13 protein-coding genes are annotated in these 15,856 nt (G+C 62.7%); 10 read left to right on the plus strand and 3 right to left on the minus strand.

Translation table 11 applies throughout. The annotated features are described in order from the left end of the window. The first annotated feature begins 330 nt into the window (after positions 1-330). From recR to J9885_RS06315, 9 genes are all read left to right on the plus strand, one after another. Entirely contained in the window at positions 331-930 is a 600-nt protein-coding gene (gene recR, locus J9885_RS06275; RefSeq protein WP_134696169.1) for a recombination mediator RecR, read from the plus strand. Positions 931-1,211: 281 nt separating this feature from the next. Next, positions 1,212-3,125, plus strand: coding sequence for a molecular chaperone HtpG (gene htpG, locus J9885_RS06280; RefSeq protein ID WP_210548469.1), 1,914 nt, complete (start codon positions 1,212-1,214; stop codon positions 3,123-3,125). A gap of 237 nt (positions 3,126-3,362) precedes the next feature. Next, positions 3,363-4,007 carry an adenylate kinase gene (gene adk / locus J9885_RS06285; RefSeq protein WP_043761240.1) on the plus strand — a complete coding sequence of 215 codons (645 nt, stop codon included), beginning with the start codon at positions 3,363-3,365 and terminating at the stop codon, positions 4,005-4,007. A gap of 87 nt (positions 4,008-4,094) precedes the next feature. Beyond that, entirely contained in the window at positions 4,095-5,069 is a 975-nt protein-coding gene (hemH, locus tag J9885_RS06290; RefSeq protein ID WP_043761238.1) for a ferrochelatase, read from the plus strand. Between the two features lie 67 nt (positions 5,070-5,136). Next, positions 5,137-5,529, plus strand: coding sequence for an MAPEG family protein (locus J9885_RS06295; RefSeq protein WP_043761236.1), 393 nt, complete (start codon positions 5,137-5,139; stop codon positions 5,527-5,529). A 184-nt stretch (positions 5,530-5,713) separates the two neighbouring features. Next, positions 5,714-7,018 (plus strand): inosine/guanosine kinase, encoded by a 1,305-nt coding sequence (locus J9885_RS06300; RefSeq protein WP_043761234.1) that lies wholly within the window; start codon positions 5,714-5,716, stop codon positions 7,016-7,018. A 159-nt stretch (positions 7,019-7,177) separates the two neighbouring features. Continuing rightward, on the plus strand, positions 7,178-8,806 hold the full coding sequence (locus tag J9885_RS06305) for a methyl-accepting chemotaxis protein (RefSeq protein ID WP_246876801.1): 1,629 nt from the start codon (positions 7,178-7,180) through the stop codon (positions 8,804-8,806). A 124-nt stretch (positions 8,807-8,930) separates the two neighbouring features. Next, complete coding sequence (locus tag J9885_RS06310; RefSeq protein ID WP_010674427.1) at positions 8,931-9,293, plus strand: DUF2750 domain-containing protein; 363 nt, start codon at positions 8,931-8,933, stop codon at positions 9,291-9,293. Positions 9,294-9,459: 166 nt separating this feature from the next. Next, positions 9,460-9,954, plus strand: coding sequence for a hypothetical protein (locus J9885_RS06315; RefSeq protein ID WP_210548470.1), 495 nt, complete (start codon positions 9,460-9,462; stop codon positions 9,952-9,954). Here J9885_RS06315 and J9885_RS06320 read toward each other — a convergent pair. Continuing rightward, entirely contained in the window at positions 9,917-11,554 is a 1,638-nt protein-coding gene (locus tag J9885_RS06320) for a GGDEF domain-containing protein (protein ID WP_210548471.1), read from the minus strand. The two genes, J9885_RS06315 and J9885_RS06320, sit on opposite strands and share 38 nt — an antisense overlap. 188 nt (positions 11,555-11,742) lie before the next feature. Between J9885_RS06320 and glgC the strand changes: the two genes are divergently transcribed. Then, a complete protein-coding gene (gene glgC, locus J9885_RS06325; protein WP_043761225.1) occupies positions 11,743-13,017 on the plus strand; it encodes a glucose-1-phosphate adenylyltransferase in 1,275 nt (424 codons plus the stop codon). Between the two features lie 62 nt (positions 13,018-13,079). Here glgC and J9885_RS06330 read toward each other — a convergent pair whose 3' ends face one another. Together J9885_RS06330 and J9885_RS06335 are read right to left on the minus strand one after the other, a co-directional pair. After that, on the minus strand, positions 13,080-15,077 hold the full coding sequence (locus J9885_RS06330) for a hypothetical protein (protein WP_210548472.1): 1,998 nt from the start codon (positions 15,075-15,077) through the stop codon (positions 13,080-13,082). Positions 15,078-15,225: 148 nt separating this feature from the next. After that, complete coding sequence (locus J9885_RS06335; protein WP_210548473.1) at positions 15,226-15,777, minus strand: lipoprotein; 552 nt, start codon at positions 15,775-15,777, stop codon at positions 15,226-15,228. Positions 15,778-15,856 lie beyond the last annotated feature (79 nt).

Raw genomic sequence — 15,856 nt, forward strand, 5'->3', positions numbered from 1 at the left:
TAATTAATTGTAGAGTGGCGGGCTCCCATCCCAATGGCCTGCAGCAGACGAATTTCTTCACCACGTGCAGTATTAAACGTCAGCTCTAGCGCAATTAATCGACCGAATAGAGCCACCTATCTGTTTTATTTGTATCCCCCAGCCATGAGTCCCAACAGGCTGCACCAGAGAAGCCTCTTCCTCTACCCGTCAGGCGCCTGAGTCATTGGCGCTTGGGGCGGGCTCGGGTATAGTCCTGCGCCAACAAGATAGGTTCGGATGGAGGAGTCGGCGCCGCGTCAGGCATGCGGGCCGAATCACTCCTTCGGCGCGGCTTTAAAGGATATTCCCATGAAATTCAGTCCCCTGCTCGATGAGATGATGAAGGCGCTGCAGGTCTTGCCGGGCGTGGGCCCGAAATCGGCCCAGCGCATGGCGTTCACCCTGCTGGAGCGCGAGCGCAGCGGTGGCTTGCGGTTGGCCCAGTTGCTCAGTCGGGCGCTGACCGAAATCGGTCACTGCAGCCACTGCCGCACCTTTACCGAGAACGATCGCTGCGAGATCTGCGCCAATCCCAAGCGCGAGGAGAACGGCCTGCTCTGCGTGGTGGAGAGCCCGGCGGACGTGGCCGCCATCGAGCAGACCGGCCAGTTCTCCGGCCGCTACTTCGTGCTGATGGGGCACCTGTCGCCGCTCGACGGCATAGGCCCGGAGGAGCTGGGTCTGGAGATCCTGGAGCGGCGGCTGAAGGATGAGCACATCAAGGAGCTGATCCTCGCCACCAACCCCACCATAGAGGGGGATGCCACCGCCTGGTACATCGCCGACATGGCCCGCGCCGCCGGGGTGGCCGTGAGCCGCATCGCCCACGGGGTGCCGGTGGGCGGGGAGCTGGAGCTGGTGGATGGCACTACCCTGTCCCACTCCCTGATGGGGCGCCAGCGCATCTAAACCTGCTTATGAGCCTGCTGCGAAACCGTGAACAAGGCTCATGTGCTGCTCGGAATCCTCATTTATGCCTATAAACTCCGGTTCCTGCGCTGCTCTTCACCTTGCTGACGGCTTCTCGCGACGGCTCATAAACAGGTTTGGCTGGATGGTACAAGAAATGGTCATCCGAGCCCGCAACAAGGGGCGGGCATGCAAGTTTGCATCTTCGCCCCTTGATATTTGAAAGGCCAACCCCATCTAGCTTGGGAATCTGTTCAACCCGACGTTTTGAGGATTGGTCGATGACCCAAAGTGTTCACGCCGAAACCCACGGCTTTCAGACTGAAGTCAAACAATTGCTGAGCCTGATGGCTCACAGCCTCTACTCCAACAAAGAAGTATTCCTGCGCGAGCTGATCTCCAACGCCTCCGATGCGGCGGACAAGCTGCGCTTCAAGGCGCTTTCCGATGCCTCTTTGTTCGAAAACGACGGCCAGCTGCGCGTGCGCCTGGTGGTGGACAAAGAGAACAAGACGTTGACCATTTCGGACAACGGCATCGGCATGACCCGTGACCAGGTGATCGAGCACCTGGGCACCATCGCGAAATCCGGCACCGCCGAATTCTTCAAGCACCTCTCCGGCGATCAGGGCAAGGATTCCCAGCTGATCGGCCAGTTCGGGGTGGGCTTCTACTCCGCCTTCATCGTCGCCGACAAGGTGACTGTCATCTCCCGCGCCGCCGGCACCGAGCCGGGTCAGGGCGTGCAGTGGGAATCCGAGGGTGAAGGTTCCTTCACCGTGGCCGACGTGACCAAAGAGGGCCGCGGCACCGACGTCATCCTGCACCTGCGCAGCGATGAGGAGGAGTTCCTGGACGACTGGCGCCTGCGCTCCGTGGTCGCCAAGTATTCCGACCATATCAGCGTGCCGGTGGAGATGTATAAGGAGGGGACCCCGGATCGGGAAGAGGACGGTGAAACCATCGTCGGCACCCCGGGCGAGTGGGAGCAGGTCAACCGCGCCACCGCGCTCTGGACCCGCAACCCGAAAGACATCAAGGACGAGGAGTATCAGGAGTTCTACAAGCACGTCGCCCACGACTTCGAAGATCCGCTCCTGTGGGGTCACAACCGGGTGGAAGGGGCCCAGGAGTACACCAGCCTGCTCTACATCCCCGCCCGCGCGCCGTTCGATCTCTACAACCGCGAGCAGAAGCATGGCCTGAAACTCTACGTGCAGCGCGTCTTCATCATGGATGACGCCGAGCAGTTTATGCCGACCTACCTGCGCTTCGTGAAAGGGGTGCTGGACTCCAACGATCTGCCGCTCAACGTCAGCCGTGAAATTCTGCAAGACAACAAGGTGACCGCCTCCCTGCGCAAGGCCTGCTCCAAGCGCGTGCTCACTATGCTGAACAAGCTGGCCAAGGATGACGGCGAGAAGTACGCCAAGTTCTGGAGCGAGTTCGGCAATGTGCTCAAAGAGGGCCCGGCCGAGGATTACGCCAACCGCGAGGAGATCGCCAAACTGCTGCGCTTTGCCAGCACTGCCGGCGAGGGCGAGGCCCAGACAGTGTCGCTGGAGGATTACGTTGGCCGCATGAAGGAAGGCCAGCAGAAGATCTACTACATCACCGCCGACTCCTATGCCGCGGCCAAGAACAGCCCGCACCTCGAGATCTTCCGCAAGAAGGGCGTCGAAGTGCTGCTGATGTGGGAGCGGGTCGACGAGTGGCTGATGAGCCACCTCACCGAGTTCGACGGCAAGCAGCTGGTCTCCGTCACCCGTGGCGAGCTGGATCTCGGCGATCTGGAAGACGAGGCCTCCAAGCAGGCGCAAGAAGAGGCCGAGAAGGCCAACGCCGGTCTGGTTGAGCGGGTGAAAACGAGCCTGGGCGAAGCGGTGAAAGAGGTGCGCGTCACCCACCGTCTGACCGACTCGCCGTCCTGCATCGTCACCGACGCCCACGGCATGAGCACCCAGATGATCAAGCTGATGCGCGCCGCCGGCCAGCCGGTGCCGGAGCAGAAGTACATCCTGGAGCTCAACCCCGACCACGCCCTGGTGAAGAAGCTTGGCACCATCGAAGACGACAGCCTGTTTGGCGAGTGGGTGGCCCTCTTGCACGAACAGGCCCAGCTGGCGGAGCAGGGCGGTCTGAACGACCCGGCGAGCTTTGTCTCCCGCATCAACCGTCTGCTGTTGCAGGCGTGATCCCCTGACCCAAGGCCCACTGCATGCAGTGGGCTTTTTTCTGGCCGCTCCCTCGTGGTGAGTTGCTGCATTTTCAATCATTTTTCGTGGTCGTCGTCTGCGTCTTTGGTCGCAGAGACGGGGCGGGAGTGTGGTGATAATCTGGCCACTCACACGGGGTGAGCTTGTTAATACGGGCGAAAACGTGTAGTTTTTTGCCTTCTCAAGAATTGAATAACCAATCAACTAGGAGCGTGTATGCGCATTGTTCTGTTGGGAGCTCCGGGCGCCGGCAAGGGTACCCAGGCTCAGTTCATCATGGAAAAACACGGTATTCCGCAGATCTCCACCGGCGACATGCTGCGTGCGGCGATCAAGGCGGGCACCGAGCTGGGCCTCAAGGCCAAGGCCGTGATGGACGCAGGTCAGCTCGTCTCCGACGACATCATCATCGGCCTGGTCAAAGAACGCATTGCGCAACCGGATTGCGCCAACGGCTTCCTGCTGGACGGCTTCCCCCGCACCATTCCCCAGGCGCAAGCCATGAAGGATGCCGGCGTGGCGGTGGACTTCGTGCTGGAGTTCGACGTGCCGGACGAAGAGATCGTCAAGCGCATGAGCGGCCGTCGCGTGCACTCCGGCTCCGGTCGTACCTACCACGTGGTGTTCAACCCGCCGAAGGTGGAAGGCAAGGATGACGTGACCGGCGAGGATCTGGTGATCCGTGCCGACGACGAAGAGACCACGGTTCGCAAGCGTCTGGATGTCTACCATCAGCAGACCGCGCCGCTCATCGGCTTCTACGGCAAGGAAGCGGAAGCGGGCAACACCCGTTACGTCAAGATCGACGGCACCCAGCCGGTGGATCTGGTCAGCCAGCAGCTGGCTGCCATCCTGGGCTGATCCCGCCTGCGATCGACAACGAGTTCGAGATAAAGGGTCCATCCAGGGCCCTTTCTTGCTTCATGACCATAACGACAGGACGCTAACGTGACCACGAAAACCGGGATCTTGCTCGTCAATCTGGGGACCCCAGCCGCACCGACCGCCTCCGCCGTCCGATCCTTCCTCGGCCAGTTTCTCAGCGATCCGCGGGTGGTCGAGATCCCCCGCCTGCTCTGGTCACCCCTGCTCAACTTCGTCATCCTGCCGCTGCGGGCCCCCAGGGTCGCCAAGCTCTACCAGCAGATCTGGACCGAAGAGGGCTCGCCCCTGATGGCCATCAGCCGGCGCCAGCGTGCGGCCCTTGAGCAGGAGCTCAAGCGGGAAGGGGTGGACGTGCCGGTGCAGCTGGCCATGACCTACGGCTCTCCCTCCCTGGCCGAGGGCTGGCAGGCCCTCAAGGCCCAGGGGGTCAACCGGGTGATCCTGCTGCCCCTCTATCCCCAGTACGCCGCCAGCACCACGGCCGCCGTGTTCGATGGCTGGGCCAGGGCGATGAAGAAGGAGCGTCACCTGCCGGTGATGCGCCTCATCCGTGATTACCATGCCCACCCGGAGTACATCCAGGCGCTGGCCATGAGCGTGCGTCGCCAGTGGGAGCAGCAGGGGCAGGGGGAGCACCTGTTGATGTCGTTCCACGGCATTCCCCAGCGCAGCGAGGACGAGGGGGATCCCTATGGTCACCAGTGTCGCCGCACCGCGGCCCTGCTGGCCGAGGCCCTCGGTCTTGCCCCCGAGCAGTGGAGCGCCAGCTTCCAGTCCCGCTTCGGCAAGCAGGAGTGGCTCAAGCCCTATACCGATGCCACCATCACCGCGCTGGCGGAGCAGGGGATCAAGCGGCTCGACGTCATCTGCCCGGCCTTCTCGGCAGACTGCCTCGAGACCCTGGAGGAGATCCAGGTCGAGAACCGCGAGCACTTCCTGGCCGCGGGTGGGGAGGCGTTCCATTATGTGCCCGCCCTCAACAGCGATCAGGCCCACATCCGCATGATGGTGTCCCTCATCTGCCGCGAGCTGGCATGATGGCCGTGTGCATCCGTCCGTGCCTGGGCGCGGGGATGCCCGGCTTCAACGATAAAGGAGTGTCTTGATGATGCAGATCACGCTGATCTACGCAGGTTTCTTGGGTCTTCTGTTCCTGCTGCTTTCGTTCTGGGTGGTCAAGCGCCGCGCCCAGTTCAGGGTGATGATAGGGGAAGGGGAGGCGCCCGAGATGCTCGCCGCCATCCGTGCCCACGGCAACTTCGCCGAGTACGTGCCCCTCACCCTGTTGCTGATGGCCCTGTGCGAGCTGGCCGGGGTCGGCGCGTTCTGGCTGCACCTAGGTGGAACCTTGCTGCTGGTGGGGCGCATCCTGCACGCTATCGGGATCCAGATCCCCAAGGCGCCGAACAAGCCGCGCCTCTTTGGTACCCTCTTCTTCTGGCTGTCGCTGGGGATTTTCTCGGTGCTGGCGCTGGTGCAGGGTCTCTCGCTGGCGTGAGAGTGACGTCACAGGATCCCACGACCACCCCGCGACGGGGTGGTTTTTTTCAAGGTCAAAAATCAAACGTTTGCCCCGCAAACCCTTGTCTATACTGACCCCATATTTTAATCATGCGACTTTTCGGCGTGGAGGATTGTGTTAAAATCCCGCCCCTCTTTTCCCCAGAGCACAGAAGATTGCCATGAAATTTCCCGGTCAGCGCAAGTCCAAACACTACTTCCCGGTCGACAGACGTGATCCCCTGATCCCGCAAAATTCCCAGCTCACCGAACTGGGCAAGGCCTATGTGGTGGGTATCGATCAGACCCTGGTGGACATCGAAGCCCATGTGGACGAAGACTTCCTGAACCGGTATGGCCTGAGCAAGGGCCACTCCATGCTCATCTCCGACGAGGTGGCGGAGCTGGTCTACGACGAGCTCAAGAGCAACAACATGGTGGTGAGCGAGTTTGCCGGCGGCACCATAGGCAACACCATGCACAACTACTCCGTGCTGGCGGACTCCCACTCCATCCTGCTCGGCGTCATGAGCAAGGACATCCGCATCGGCAGCTACGCCTACCGCTATCTGTGCAACACCTCCTCCCGGGTCAACCTCGACTACCTGCAGCCGGTGGATGGCCCCGTGGGTCGCTGCTTCACCTTCATCACCGAAGGGGGCGAGCGCAGCTTTGGCATCAACGCCGGCAAGATGGACCATCTGGACGTGGATCACATCCCCGAGTCCATCATCAAGGAGGCCTCGGCCCTGGTCATCACCGCCTACCTGGTGCGCGGTGCCGACGGCACCCCCATGAAGGAGGCGGCCATGGCCGCCGTGCGCTATGCCCGCGAGGCCGGCGTGCCCGTGGTGCTGACCCTGGGCACCCGTTTCGTCATCGACGAGAACCCCCAGTGGTGGCGCGACTTCATCAGCGAGAACGTGACCGTGCTCGCCATGAACGAGGACGAGGCGGAGGCCCTGACCGGGATCAAGGATCCGCTGGGTGCTGCCGACAAGGCGCTGGACTGGGCCGACATGGTGCTCTGCACCGCGGGCCCCATCGGCCTCTACATGGCGAGTTACACCGACGAGGATTACAAGCGCGAGACCACCCATACCCTGCTGCCCGGTGTCATCCCCGAATTCAACATGTACGAGTTCAGCCGCCCCATGGCCCGGGACAAGTGCCGCAAGCCTGCACGGATCTACTCCCACATTTCCCCCTACATGGGCGGGCCCGAGAAGATCAAGAACACCAACGGCGCGGGTGACGGGGCGCTGTCCGCCGTGCTGCACGACATGGTGGCCAACGCCTACCACCGCATGAACGTGCCGAACTCCGCCAAGCACCTCTCCGAATTCCTGACCTACTCCTCCCTCGCTCAGGTGTGCAAATACGCCAACCGGGTCAGCTACGAGGTGCTGGCCCAGAGCAGCCCGCGCCTCTCCCGCGGTCTGCCGGAGAAGGAAGACAGCCTGGAAGAGGTGTACTGGGAGCGGTGATGCCGTCATCCGGTCGACAACAAAAAAGGGTGCCACTGGGCACCCTTTCTTGTTTTTGGGGCTGGATCATGTTTTTGGCATCCCTTTTGCTGACATCGTGGACAGCCCGCGCCGCAACAACATAGTGTTAAGGATATGTAGCCGCTGCGGGATGAGGGTATGTTGAGACAATGGAGTATCGGCCGGCGCCTGTCGCTGGTGACCCTGATGGTGCTGGTCCTTCTGGGGCTGTTGCTGTTCTTCAGCCTGCAGATCTACCACCAGGGGCTGATGGGGGAGAAGAGCCGCCAGACCCGGGCCCAGGTCGAGACCGCCTACAGCCTGGTGGCGGGGCTGGAGGCCAGGGTGCGCAAGGGGGAGCTCGACGAGGCGCGCGCCAAGGCCGAGGCGCTGGCCCTGCTCAAGGGGCTGCGCTATGGCAATGACGACTACTTCTGGATCAACGACAGCCACCCCACCATGGTGATGCACCCCATGAAACCCGATCTGGATGGCAAGGATCTCTCCGGGGTGGAGGACAAGCAGGGGCTCAAGCTGTTCGTCGCCTTCGCCGATCTGGCGCGGGCGCAGGGGGCGGGGGAGGTGGCCTACTACTGGCCCAAGCCGGGAGTGGACGAGCCGGTGCGCAAGATCTCCTACGTCAAGCGTTTCGCCCCCTGGGACTGGATCATCGGCACCGGTGTCTATGTGGACGACGTGGAGGCCCAGTACCGGGAGGTGTTGCACACCCTGCTCGGGATCGGACTGGTGCTGGCGTTGCTGCTGTTTGCCGTGGTCGGTCTCATCGTGCGCAGCATAGTCGTGCCGCTCTCCCGGTCGGTGTCGGCCCTTGGCAACATCGCCAGGGGGGAGGGGGATCTGCGTGTTCGCCTGCCCGAATCGGGGCGTGACGAGCTGAGCCAGCTCAGCGTCAACTTCAACCTCTTTGCCGGCCAGATGGCGCAGCTGGTGGCGCGCAGCCAGCAGATTGCGGAGCAGAACCGGGCGCACGCCCATCAACTGGCCGAGGTGGTGGAGCGCACCGGCGCCATCGTCACCGGCCAGGAGCAGGATACCCTGCGGGTGGCCAGTGCCATGGAGCAGATGACGGTGAGCAGCCGCGAAGTGGGCCAGCACGCGGCCCAGGCCGCGGAGGCGGCGGACTCGGCGCTCAATCTCGCCCAGCATGGCCGCGAGGTGGTGGCCCGGACCCGGGAGACCATAGGTCAGCTGGCGGACGAGATGGTGGAGACGGTGCAGGCGGTGAGCCGTCTCGAAGAGGAGACCCAGCAGATAGGCTCCGTGCTCGACGTCATTCGCGGGGTAGCGGAGCAGACCAACCTGCTGGCCCTCAACGCCGCCATCGAGGCCGCCCGGGCCGGCGAGCAGGGCCGCGGCTTTGCCGTGGTGGCCGACGAGGTGCGCACCCTGGCCACCCGTACCCACAGCTCCACCGACGAGATCCGGCAGATGATCCAGCGGCTGCAGGAGGGGGCGGGCAAGGTGGTGAGCGGGATCACCCAGTTGCAGCAGCTCTCCCGCTCGACGGCGGACAAGGCCGGTGATGCGGACGCCGCCATCCATGCCATCGATGGCTCGGTGCACACCATCACCGCCATGAACGGCCAGATCGCCACGGCGGCGGCGGAGCAGAGCCGGGCGGCGGAGGAGATCAACCTGAGGCTGGTGGCCATTACCCAGCTGGCGGCGGATGCCCTGGCCCAGAACCGGCTCACCGAGCAGGCGTCCGGGCAACTGGCGCTCGCCTGCGACGAATTGAGTGCCCTGGTGGCGCAATATCGCATCTGACGGCCTTTATCCCCGGCTTTTTGGGGATAAGGCTTGAGTCTGGGGGGCTTTTGGGACACCATCTGCCCCATTCTCGGCCAGACTTGGCCGACTGCCTGCCATTGCTTTGCAAGAGAGAGACCCCATGAGCAAACTAACTGACAATCTTGACGCCAATTTCCAGCTGTTTATCGAAGAAGTCCGCGAGTCGGGTCAGGTGTGGGGTCTGCGCTACGGTGAAGACTGGGTGGTGTGCCGCTCCGCCGAGTTCGAAGACGCCGACGTGATGCCGCTCTGGTCTGCCGAGGGGGATGCCCGTCTGCACTGCGTGGACGAGTGGGCGGACTACGAGCCGGAAGTGATCGAGCTGGAAGAGTTCCTCGACATCTGGATCAACGATCTGGACGAGGACGACGTGCTGGTCGGCCCGAACTGGAACGCCGATCTGGAAGGTCAGGAGCTCGAACCCATCGAGCTGGCCAAGGCGCTGGTGGAGCTGGACGCCTGATCCTCTCGTCGCGAGGGCCTGTCGGCCCGAGCACCCCGAAAACCGACTGCCGTAAGGCCGTCGGTTTTTTTATGGAGCTTGCCGGCCGCTGTATGAAAGGGTGGTTTGGCTTTGCACCCGTGACTGGGATGGGCCATCATGATCCCTTTGCCGATCGGGAGTTGACATGTTTGTCTTTGACGTGACCACACGAGCGGGGGCACGGGCCCAGATCCGGGTGCAGGCGCTGGACTGGAGCCAGAGCGGCCCGGTGAGCTTCCAGTGCGACAGCGACGAGCTGGCCCTGGTGCTGCTGTCGGGGTGTCGCTGCGATGCGGTGGGGTATTTCAACCTGTTGGCCGGCTGCAAACCGCTTTATGTGGAACAGTGGCTTGCCTACCTGCAGGAGTGCGGTCACCTCGATAAGCAGAGCAGCCGGCTGGAGAGCCCCTCCCAGGCCGATTACCTGGCCAAGGCCGGGTTGGACGACGAGGAGCTCAACGCCCTGCTGGGCCAGGTCTACAAGGTGGCCGGCTTCAACCGCCTGCAGATCAACCGTTACCTCAAGCATCGCCACAACCCGACCATGCTGGCGACCCGCTACGACCAGAAGGAGCTGGAGCGCTATCGCCAGCTCAACGACATCATTCTGACCCTGCTGAAGCTGAAGCGTGCTCCGTGAGGAGCGTCTGCTGAACCATTTCCGGCCCCATCTCCTGGGGCTGGGCGATCAGATACCCCTGCAAGCCATCCACATACATGCTCTGCAGCATCTGCTTCTGCCCGACCTGCTCCACCCCTTCCGCGATCACCAGGCAGCCCATGCGGTGTGACACGTCGACGATCATCCGCACGAACTGCTGATTGGTGAGATCCTGCTCCAGCTCGGTGATGAGGCCGGGATCCAGCTTGATGTAGTCAGGCTTGAGATCGCGAAACAGGCTGAAGGAGCCGATTCCCTTGCCGAAGTTGCAGATGGCCGAGCGGCTGCCGTGGCGTCTGAGCAGCTCGAACAGCCGTTTGGCCCCCGTCAGGTTGCGCTCCAGATGATCTTCATCCATCTCGAACACCAGGTTGGCGCTGATGTCGGGATCCTTTTGCAACTGATGGTCGAGCCAGATCAGGAAGGCGCTGCTCTGCAGCAAGGTACCCGGGAGGTTGAGGCCCCAGCGGCTGCTCTGGCCGCCGAAGGCCCGGTACTGGCGAATGGCGTGGCGAACCACCATCTGCGCCAGGCGCAGCACCATGTCCAGACGCTGCGCCATGGCGAGCAGGGTATCGCTCGGCAGCACGGTGCCGTCGGCGCTGTGAAAGCGAGGGTAGATTTCGTGATAGGCAATCATGCCGCGATGCAGTGACTGGATGGACTGGCAGGTGAAGCTGATGTTCTCCTGCTCCAGCAGCTCGGTCAGCACCTGGGTCCAGTGGCGCTGGCCCTGCACCTCGACCACCTCGTCACTCTGCTGGATGGCCCAGCCGTTGACCGCTTCCGTCTGGGCGCGCGCCAGCGCCATGTCCGCCCGGGCCAGAATGGCTTCTATCTTCTGTTCGCTGCTGAGCCGGGTCATGCCCGAGTAGGCGGCACTCTCCAGCCCGTTGTTGTGCTGATAGTTGTCGAAGGCGAGTTTCAGGTCACGCCCCAGCAGATGGGGGGGGAGCTGGGCCAGGGGCGGCATCAGGACGGCGAAGTCGGCCCCCGAGATGCGATAGACCTGATGACCGGGGAAGCGGCTCACCGTCTGGGTGATGAGGGCGGCGATGTCCCGGATATAGGCGTCACCGGACTGGAAGCCGCGCTGGGCGTTGAGCTTGCCGAGCTCGGTGGCGCGGATCAGCACCAGGATGGCGGTCTGGGTGTTCTCCTGCTGCAGCAGCTCGGTCAGATCGCGTCGGAAGGCGTGGCGATTGCACAGCCCCGTCATCTCGTCACGGGTCGCCTGGTTGTGCAGCTCGGTGATCTGGCGGTGGGCATCGAGCTCGGCCTCATTGAAGGAGGCGAGCAGCTGGCGCAGAGTCGTTTGTGCCTGCAGGCTGTCCAGCATGGCGGGATCCCGCTGCTGCAATGCTTGCAGCCAGCGCTGCTCCTGTCTCTCTCGTTCGCCCCGGTGCAGGCTGCGTGAGAGAAAAAGCAGCAGGGCAAACCCCGTTATCGTGGTCAGCATGACCAGCAGCAGGGTGAGCGGCGAGACGGGGGGCGCGAGCAATATCCCCTGCAGCAACAGCATGGGGATGCAGACCAGAGCGCTGACCAGCAGCAGGTTCCCCTCATGTTTATTCAACATCGTTTCATCCTTGATGATGTTTGTGATGTAGAAATTCTAACCAACTCGTTGTCGTATGACATCTGTGCTCACGCAACTCCTTGAAAAGGGGGGTGAGGAATGCGATTAAATGTGAGTGAAACCACTTTCACAGCAAAAAAAAAAGGCGAAGATGGGTTGAAAACAGCCCCAACAGAGCAGAGGTAGATATGTCGCTAGAACCCGTAAACACAGCCAAAGCGCGGCAGCTATTGAATCAGAGTATGGCCTTGGTGCTCGCAGGGGGACGAGGCAGTCGCCTGAAGCAACTGACCGACAACCGTGCCAAACCCGCCGTCCATTTTGGCGGTAAATTCCGCATCATCGACTTCGTGCTCTCAAACTGCATCAACTCCGGCATCCGCCGGGTGGGTGTGGTGACCCAGTACAAGTCTCACAGTCTGTTGCGCCACCTGCAGTCCGGGTGGTCCTTCCTGCGCTACCAGATGAACGAGTTCATCGACTTGCTGCCCGCCCAGCAGCGGGTGGACGAAGTGCACTGGTATCGCGGGACAGCAGACGCCATCTACCAGAACGTGGACATCATTCGCGACTACGGCCCCAAATACATAGTGGTGCTGGCGGGTGACCACATCTACAAGATGGACTACGCCGCCATGCTGCTCGATCACGTGCGCCTCGGCGCCAAGGTGACGGTGGCCTGCATCGAGGTGCCGCGCTGTGAGGCCTCCGCCTTCGGGGTGATGGACATCGACGATCAGCGCAAGATCCGCGCCTTCGTGGAGAAACCGGCCAACCCCCCCGCCATGCCGGGTAACGAGAACGTTTCCCTGGCCTCCATGGGTATCTATATCTTCGAGGCGGATTACCTCTACCAGCTGCTGGAGGAGGACATCCACAACCAGGAGTCCAAGCATGACTTCGGCATGGACGTGATCCCGCGCATCGTGGGGGAGGGCAAGGCATTCGCCCACCCGTTCAACATGTCCTGTGTCGGCGCCAAGGAGGGGCAGAAACCCTACTGGCGCGATGTGGGGACCCTGGACTCGTTCTGGGAGGCGAACATGGATCTCGCGTCCGTGGTGCCCGAGCTCGACATCTACGATGAGAGCTGGCCCATCTGGACCAGCCAGAACATGTCGCCGCCCGCCAAGTTCGTGCAGGACAGAAACGGTCAGCACGGTATGACCATCAACTCCATGTTCGCGGGGGGCTCCATCGTCAGCGGCTCCTTCGTGCTGAACTCGGTGTTGTTCACCAATGTGCGGGTGCACTCCTTCTGCACCCTGGATCAGGCGGTGATCTTCCCCGGGGTCGAGATCGGGGCCGGTTGCCGCTTGCGCAGGGTGGTGGTGGACAAGGGCTGCAAGCTGCCGGATGGCCTGGTGGTGGGGGAGAATGCGGACGAAGATGCACGCCGCTTCTACCGCTCCGAGCAGGGCATAGTGCTGGTGACCAAGCCGATGCTGGCCAAGCTGGTGTGAGCTTGACGGTAGGATAAAAAAAGGGAGCCAAAGGCTCCCTTTTTCATGGGGTATTACAGGGTTCACTCGCCGATCACGGCCTTGCCAGCCATCACCATGGCGGTGCCGTGCTTGCCACCGGCGGCGGTCACCTGGGGCACGCCGTCCTCGTCGGTGTCATGGCCTGCGCCTTCCACCAGGTTCTCGCCGGAGTCGCCCACCCATTCGGCCATCTGCATGCCGCCGTTCACGGTGCCGCGGAACCAGCTCACGTACTGCTTGGTCAGGGTGGCGAGTTCCAGTTCGGGCGCCTTCTCGGCCCCTTCGTTGCGCAGGTTCAGCATGGCAGAGCGCAGGGCGCCGGAGATGGCGGCCTGGGTCCAGGGGGTGTATTCACCCTGCTTGCCCGCCAGCCAGGTACCGGCCTTCTGGTTGAAGTAGGCCTTGTCGGTGGCGATGAACAGCTCGCGCGCCGCGGTGCGGTACTTGGCATCCGAGGTGGCTAGGAAGGCGGCGGTCAGGCCGCGGATGGCGGCGAACTGGGTCTCGACCGACTGGCCGGCATCGGGCTTGCCGCCCAGGGTGATGCCGTCATGGATGAGGCCATTGCTCCCCTTGAGCTGACCCAGGATGAAGTCGGCCTGTCTGGTGATGAGGGCCAGCGCCTCCTGACCCTGCCTGGTCTTGAGGTTCAGCTCGCCATTGTCACCGGCGGCGTAGCCCACCGGCAGGGCGTCCTGGGCGCGCTGGAAGATCTGCAGGGCGACCAGGGCGTAGGCGGCGTCGAAGGCGGTGACGTGCTTGGCCTGTTTGCCATCCTGCCAGCTGTCCACCAGGGTGCCGGCCTTGGGCTCGAAGTGCAGGGCCTGCAGGTTCTTGAAGGTCAGGTTGGAGAGGTTCAGGGCCAGGGAGAAGGCATCGCTGCCCGCCACCGCCTTGCCCAGATCGTTGCCCTTGTTGGCGGACGGTGCTGCTGCGAAGGGGGCACCGTCAAACACGGCGTGGAAGGCCGGGTTCTGGTTGGTGTTGGCGCTGCGCTGATCGCTGAAGGCGTAGAACTCGGAGAGCGGCCACAGCAGCATCCAGGCGTCGCGCAGCTGGGCGGAGCCATCCACCACGTCCAGCTTGCCGATGGCGCCGACCTCGTTCTTGGCAGTCTCGGTCACCTTCACCTGATGGGGGAAGTAGACCACGCCCTTGGCCGGATCGTATTGGGGGCTAATCTTGGCACCGAGATGTTTGCCGTCAAAGCCGAGCTGGCCCTGCAGGATGGCCAGCTTGTCGATGGACTGTTCGGTCAGCATCATGCCGTTGAAGCCGTCGGCGGCGGAGACGCCGAGCTTGTGCTTGCCGTCCTGATCCATGGTGGCGGACGCGGCTTCCACCTCTTCATCTGTCTCGGCCACGTGCATGCCGCCGAGGAAGTCCTGGGACCACATCACTTCCTTGAGCAGGATGCCGCCCACGGCCGCAGGTACCAGCAGGTTGTCACTGCCGCTCCAGCGCAGGGTGGCGTAGTCGCGGAAGTAGGTCGGCACCTGGGTCTTGACGCTCTTCTCGTTGCCCTTGGCGGTCTTGATGGTGAGCTGGTCGCCGTTGACCGGGGCTGCGTTCACGGCCTGGGCAAACTCCGGGTTGGCGGAGGCGTAGGGCAGGGAGAGGGGATACATGCCCTGGGGCACTTCATCGGCCGGGAAGCCGACCGCATCGGCCATGGCCAGTACCCGCTTGCCGAGATCTGCCAGGGTGCCGCCACGAGCCAGGTTTTGCGGCCCGTTCACCAGGTGCGGGCCCATGCCGGATTGATAGTTGAGGGCGTACATCGCCTCTTCGGAGTATTCGTAGGATTCGATGCCGGCGGCGAAGTCGAACGGGGTGGGCTCGTCGGCACGGTTGGCATCCAGCACGTCCAGATCCAGACCGAGAGCCTCGGCCAGGGGCTCGCCGGAGAGCTCGAATTCGGTGTAGGCCAGCATGTTGGCGGCGGTGTTGAAGGTCTTGTCTTCCACTTTGACGGCAGCGTGCGCGGCACTGCCAAGCAACGCACAGGCGATCGCCTGCACCAGAACGGTTTTTCTCATGTCCTTTTCACCCATATATCTGATTTTATTATGACGCTTCTCATGAATCTAAATGAGAATGGTGTGCATTATGGGGCAAAGGGGGAAGCTTGAGAAGAAAAAACCGCGCCCCGGGGAGTTGGGGGAGAGGGGGACGCGGCGGCAGGTATCACATCAGTTTGAAGGGGATCACCAGACGACCCGGCTCTACCTTGAGGGCCTCGACCTTGTCCTTGATCCGCGCCTCGCTCTGGCGGGCGCCATCAAGACGATAGACGGGGGTCTGAGAGAGGAAGAGGGAGAGGGACTGGTTGAAGGTGGGCAGCAGCGGGGTGAGGGCGGCGCCCACGTCGGCCGGCTCTGTCTTGACGGATAGCAGTTCCAGATCGCGCAGGTAGATGGCCCCCTGCTCGGCCACGTAGTCGGGGCGGGCGCGCAGGGAGAGGCGGATCTTCATCTGCTGGCTGCCAAGGGGGCTCGACACCTGCAGATCGCCAGCGGCATCCAGCTCGACCTTGTCGGCCTGGGTGCGGCCGATGCGGCTCACCATGTCATCGAGGCGGATCTTGCTCGACATGATGCCGGGGATCCCCAGCTGTTTCTCGAATGCGACCCTCTCTTGGAGGTACTGGTTGATCTCCCTCTCGCTGACGTTGTACTGGGTGAGCGAGCAGGCCGCCAGCAGCAGGGCGAAGGGGAGCAGAAGCAGGTGTTTCAACATGGGAGGGTTCCGTTATCGGGGCTGTCACAAGAGATGGCGCCATCTTAGAGGCAAAGCGGGTTGGCCGCCAGTGGAGTGC

Source organism: Aeromonas sp. SrichE-2G (assembly GCF_017939565.1).
In the GTDB taxonomy this organism is placed as follows: Bacteria; Pseudomonadota; Gammaproteobacteria; order Enterobacterales; family Aeromonadaceae; genus Aeromonas; species Aeromonas taiwanensis.

Coding starts and splice junctions, on each gene's coding strand:
- recR (WP_134696169.1), top strand. CDS start 331: ATGAAATTCAGTCCCCTGCTCGATGAGATGATGAAGGCGCTGCAGGTC.
- htpG (WP_210548469.1), top strand. CDS start 1,212: ATGACCCAAAGTGTTCACGCCGAAACCCACGGCTTTCAGACTGAAGTC.
- adk (WP_043761240.1), top strand. CDS start 3,363: ATGCGCATTGTTCTGTTGGGAGCTCCGGGCGCCGGCAAGGGTACCCAG.
- J9885_RS06295 (WP_043761236.1), top strand. CDS start 5,137: ATGATGCAGATCACGCTGATCTACGCAGGTTTCTTGGGTCTTCTGTTC.
- J9885_RS06300 (WP_043761234.1), top strand. CDS start 5,714: ATGAAATTTCCCGGTCAGCGCAAGTCCAAACACTACTTCCCGGTCGAC.
- J9885_RS06305 (WP_246876801.1), top strand. CDS start 7,178: ATGTTGAGACAATGGAGTATCGGCCGGCGCCTGTCGCTGGTGACCCTG.
- J9885_RS06310 (WP_010674427.1), top strand. CDS start 8,931: ATGAGCAAACTAACTGACAATCTTGACGCCAATTTCCAGCTGTTTATC.
- J9885_RS06315 (WP_210548470.1), top strand. CDS start 9,460: ATGTTTGTCTTTGACGTGACCACACGAGCGGGGGCACGGGCCCAGATC.
- J9885_RS06320 (WP_210548471.1), bottom strand. CDS start 11,554: ATGTTGAATAAACATGAGGGGAACCTGCTGCTGGTCAGCGCTCTGGTC.
- glgC (WP_043761225.1), top strand. CDS start 11,743: ATGTCGCTAGAACCCGTAAACACAGCCAAAGCGCGGCAGCTATTGAAT.
- J9885_RS06330 (WP_210548472.1), bottom strand. CDS start 15,077: ATGAGAAAAACCGTTCTGGTGCAGGCGATCGCCTGTGCGTTGCTTGGC.
- J9885_RS06335 (WP_210548473.1), bottom strand. CDS start 15,777: ATGTTGAAACACCTGCTTCTGCTCCCCTTCGCCCTGCTGCTGGCGGCC.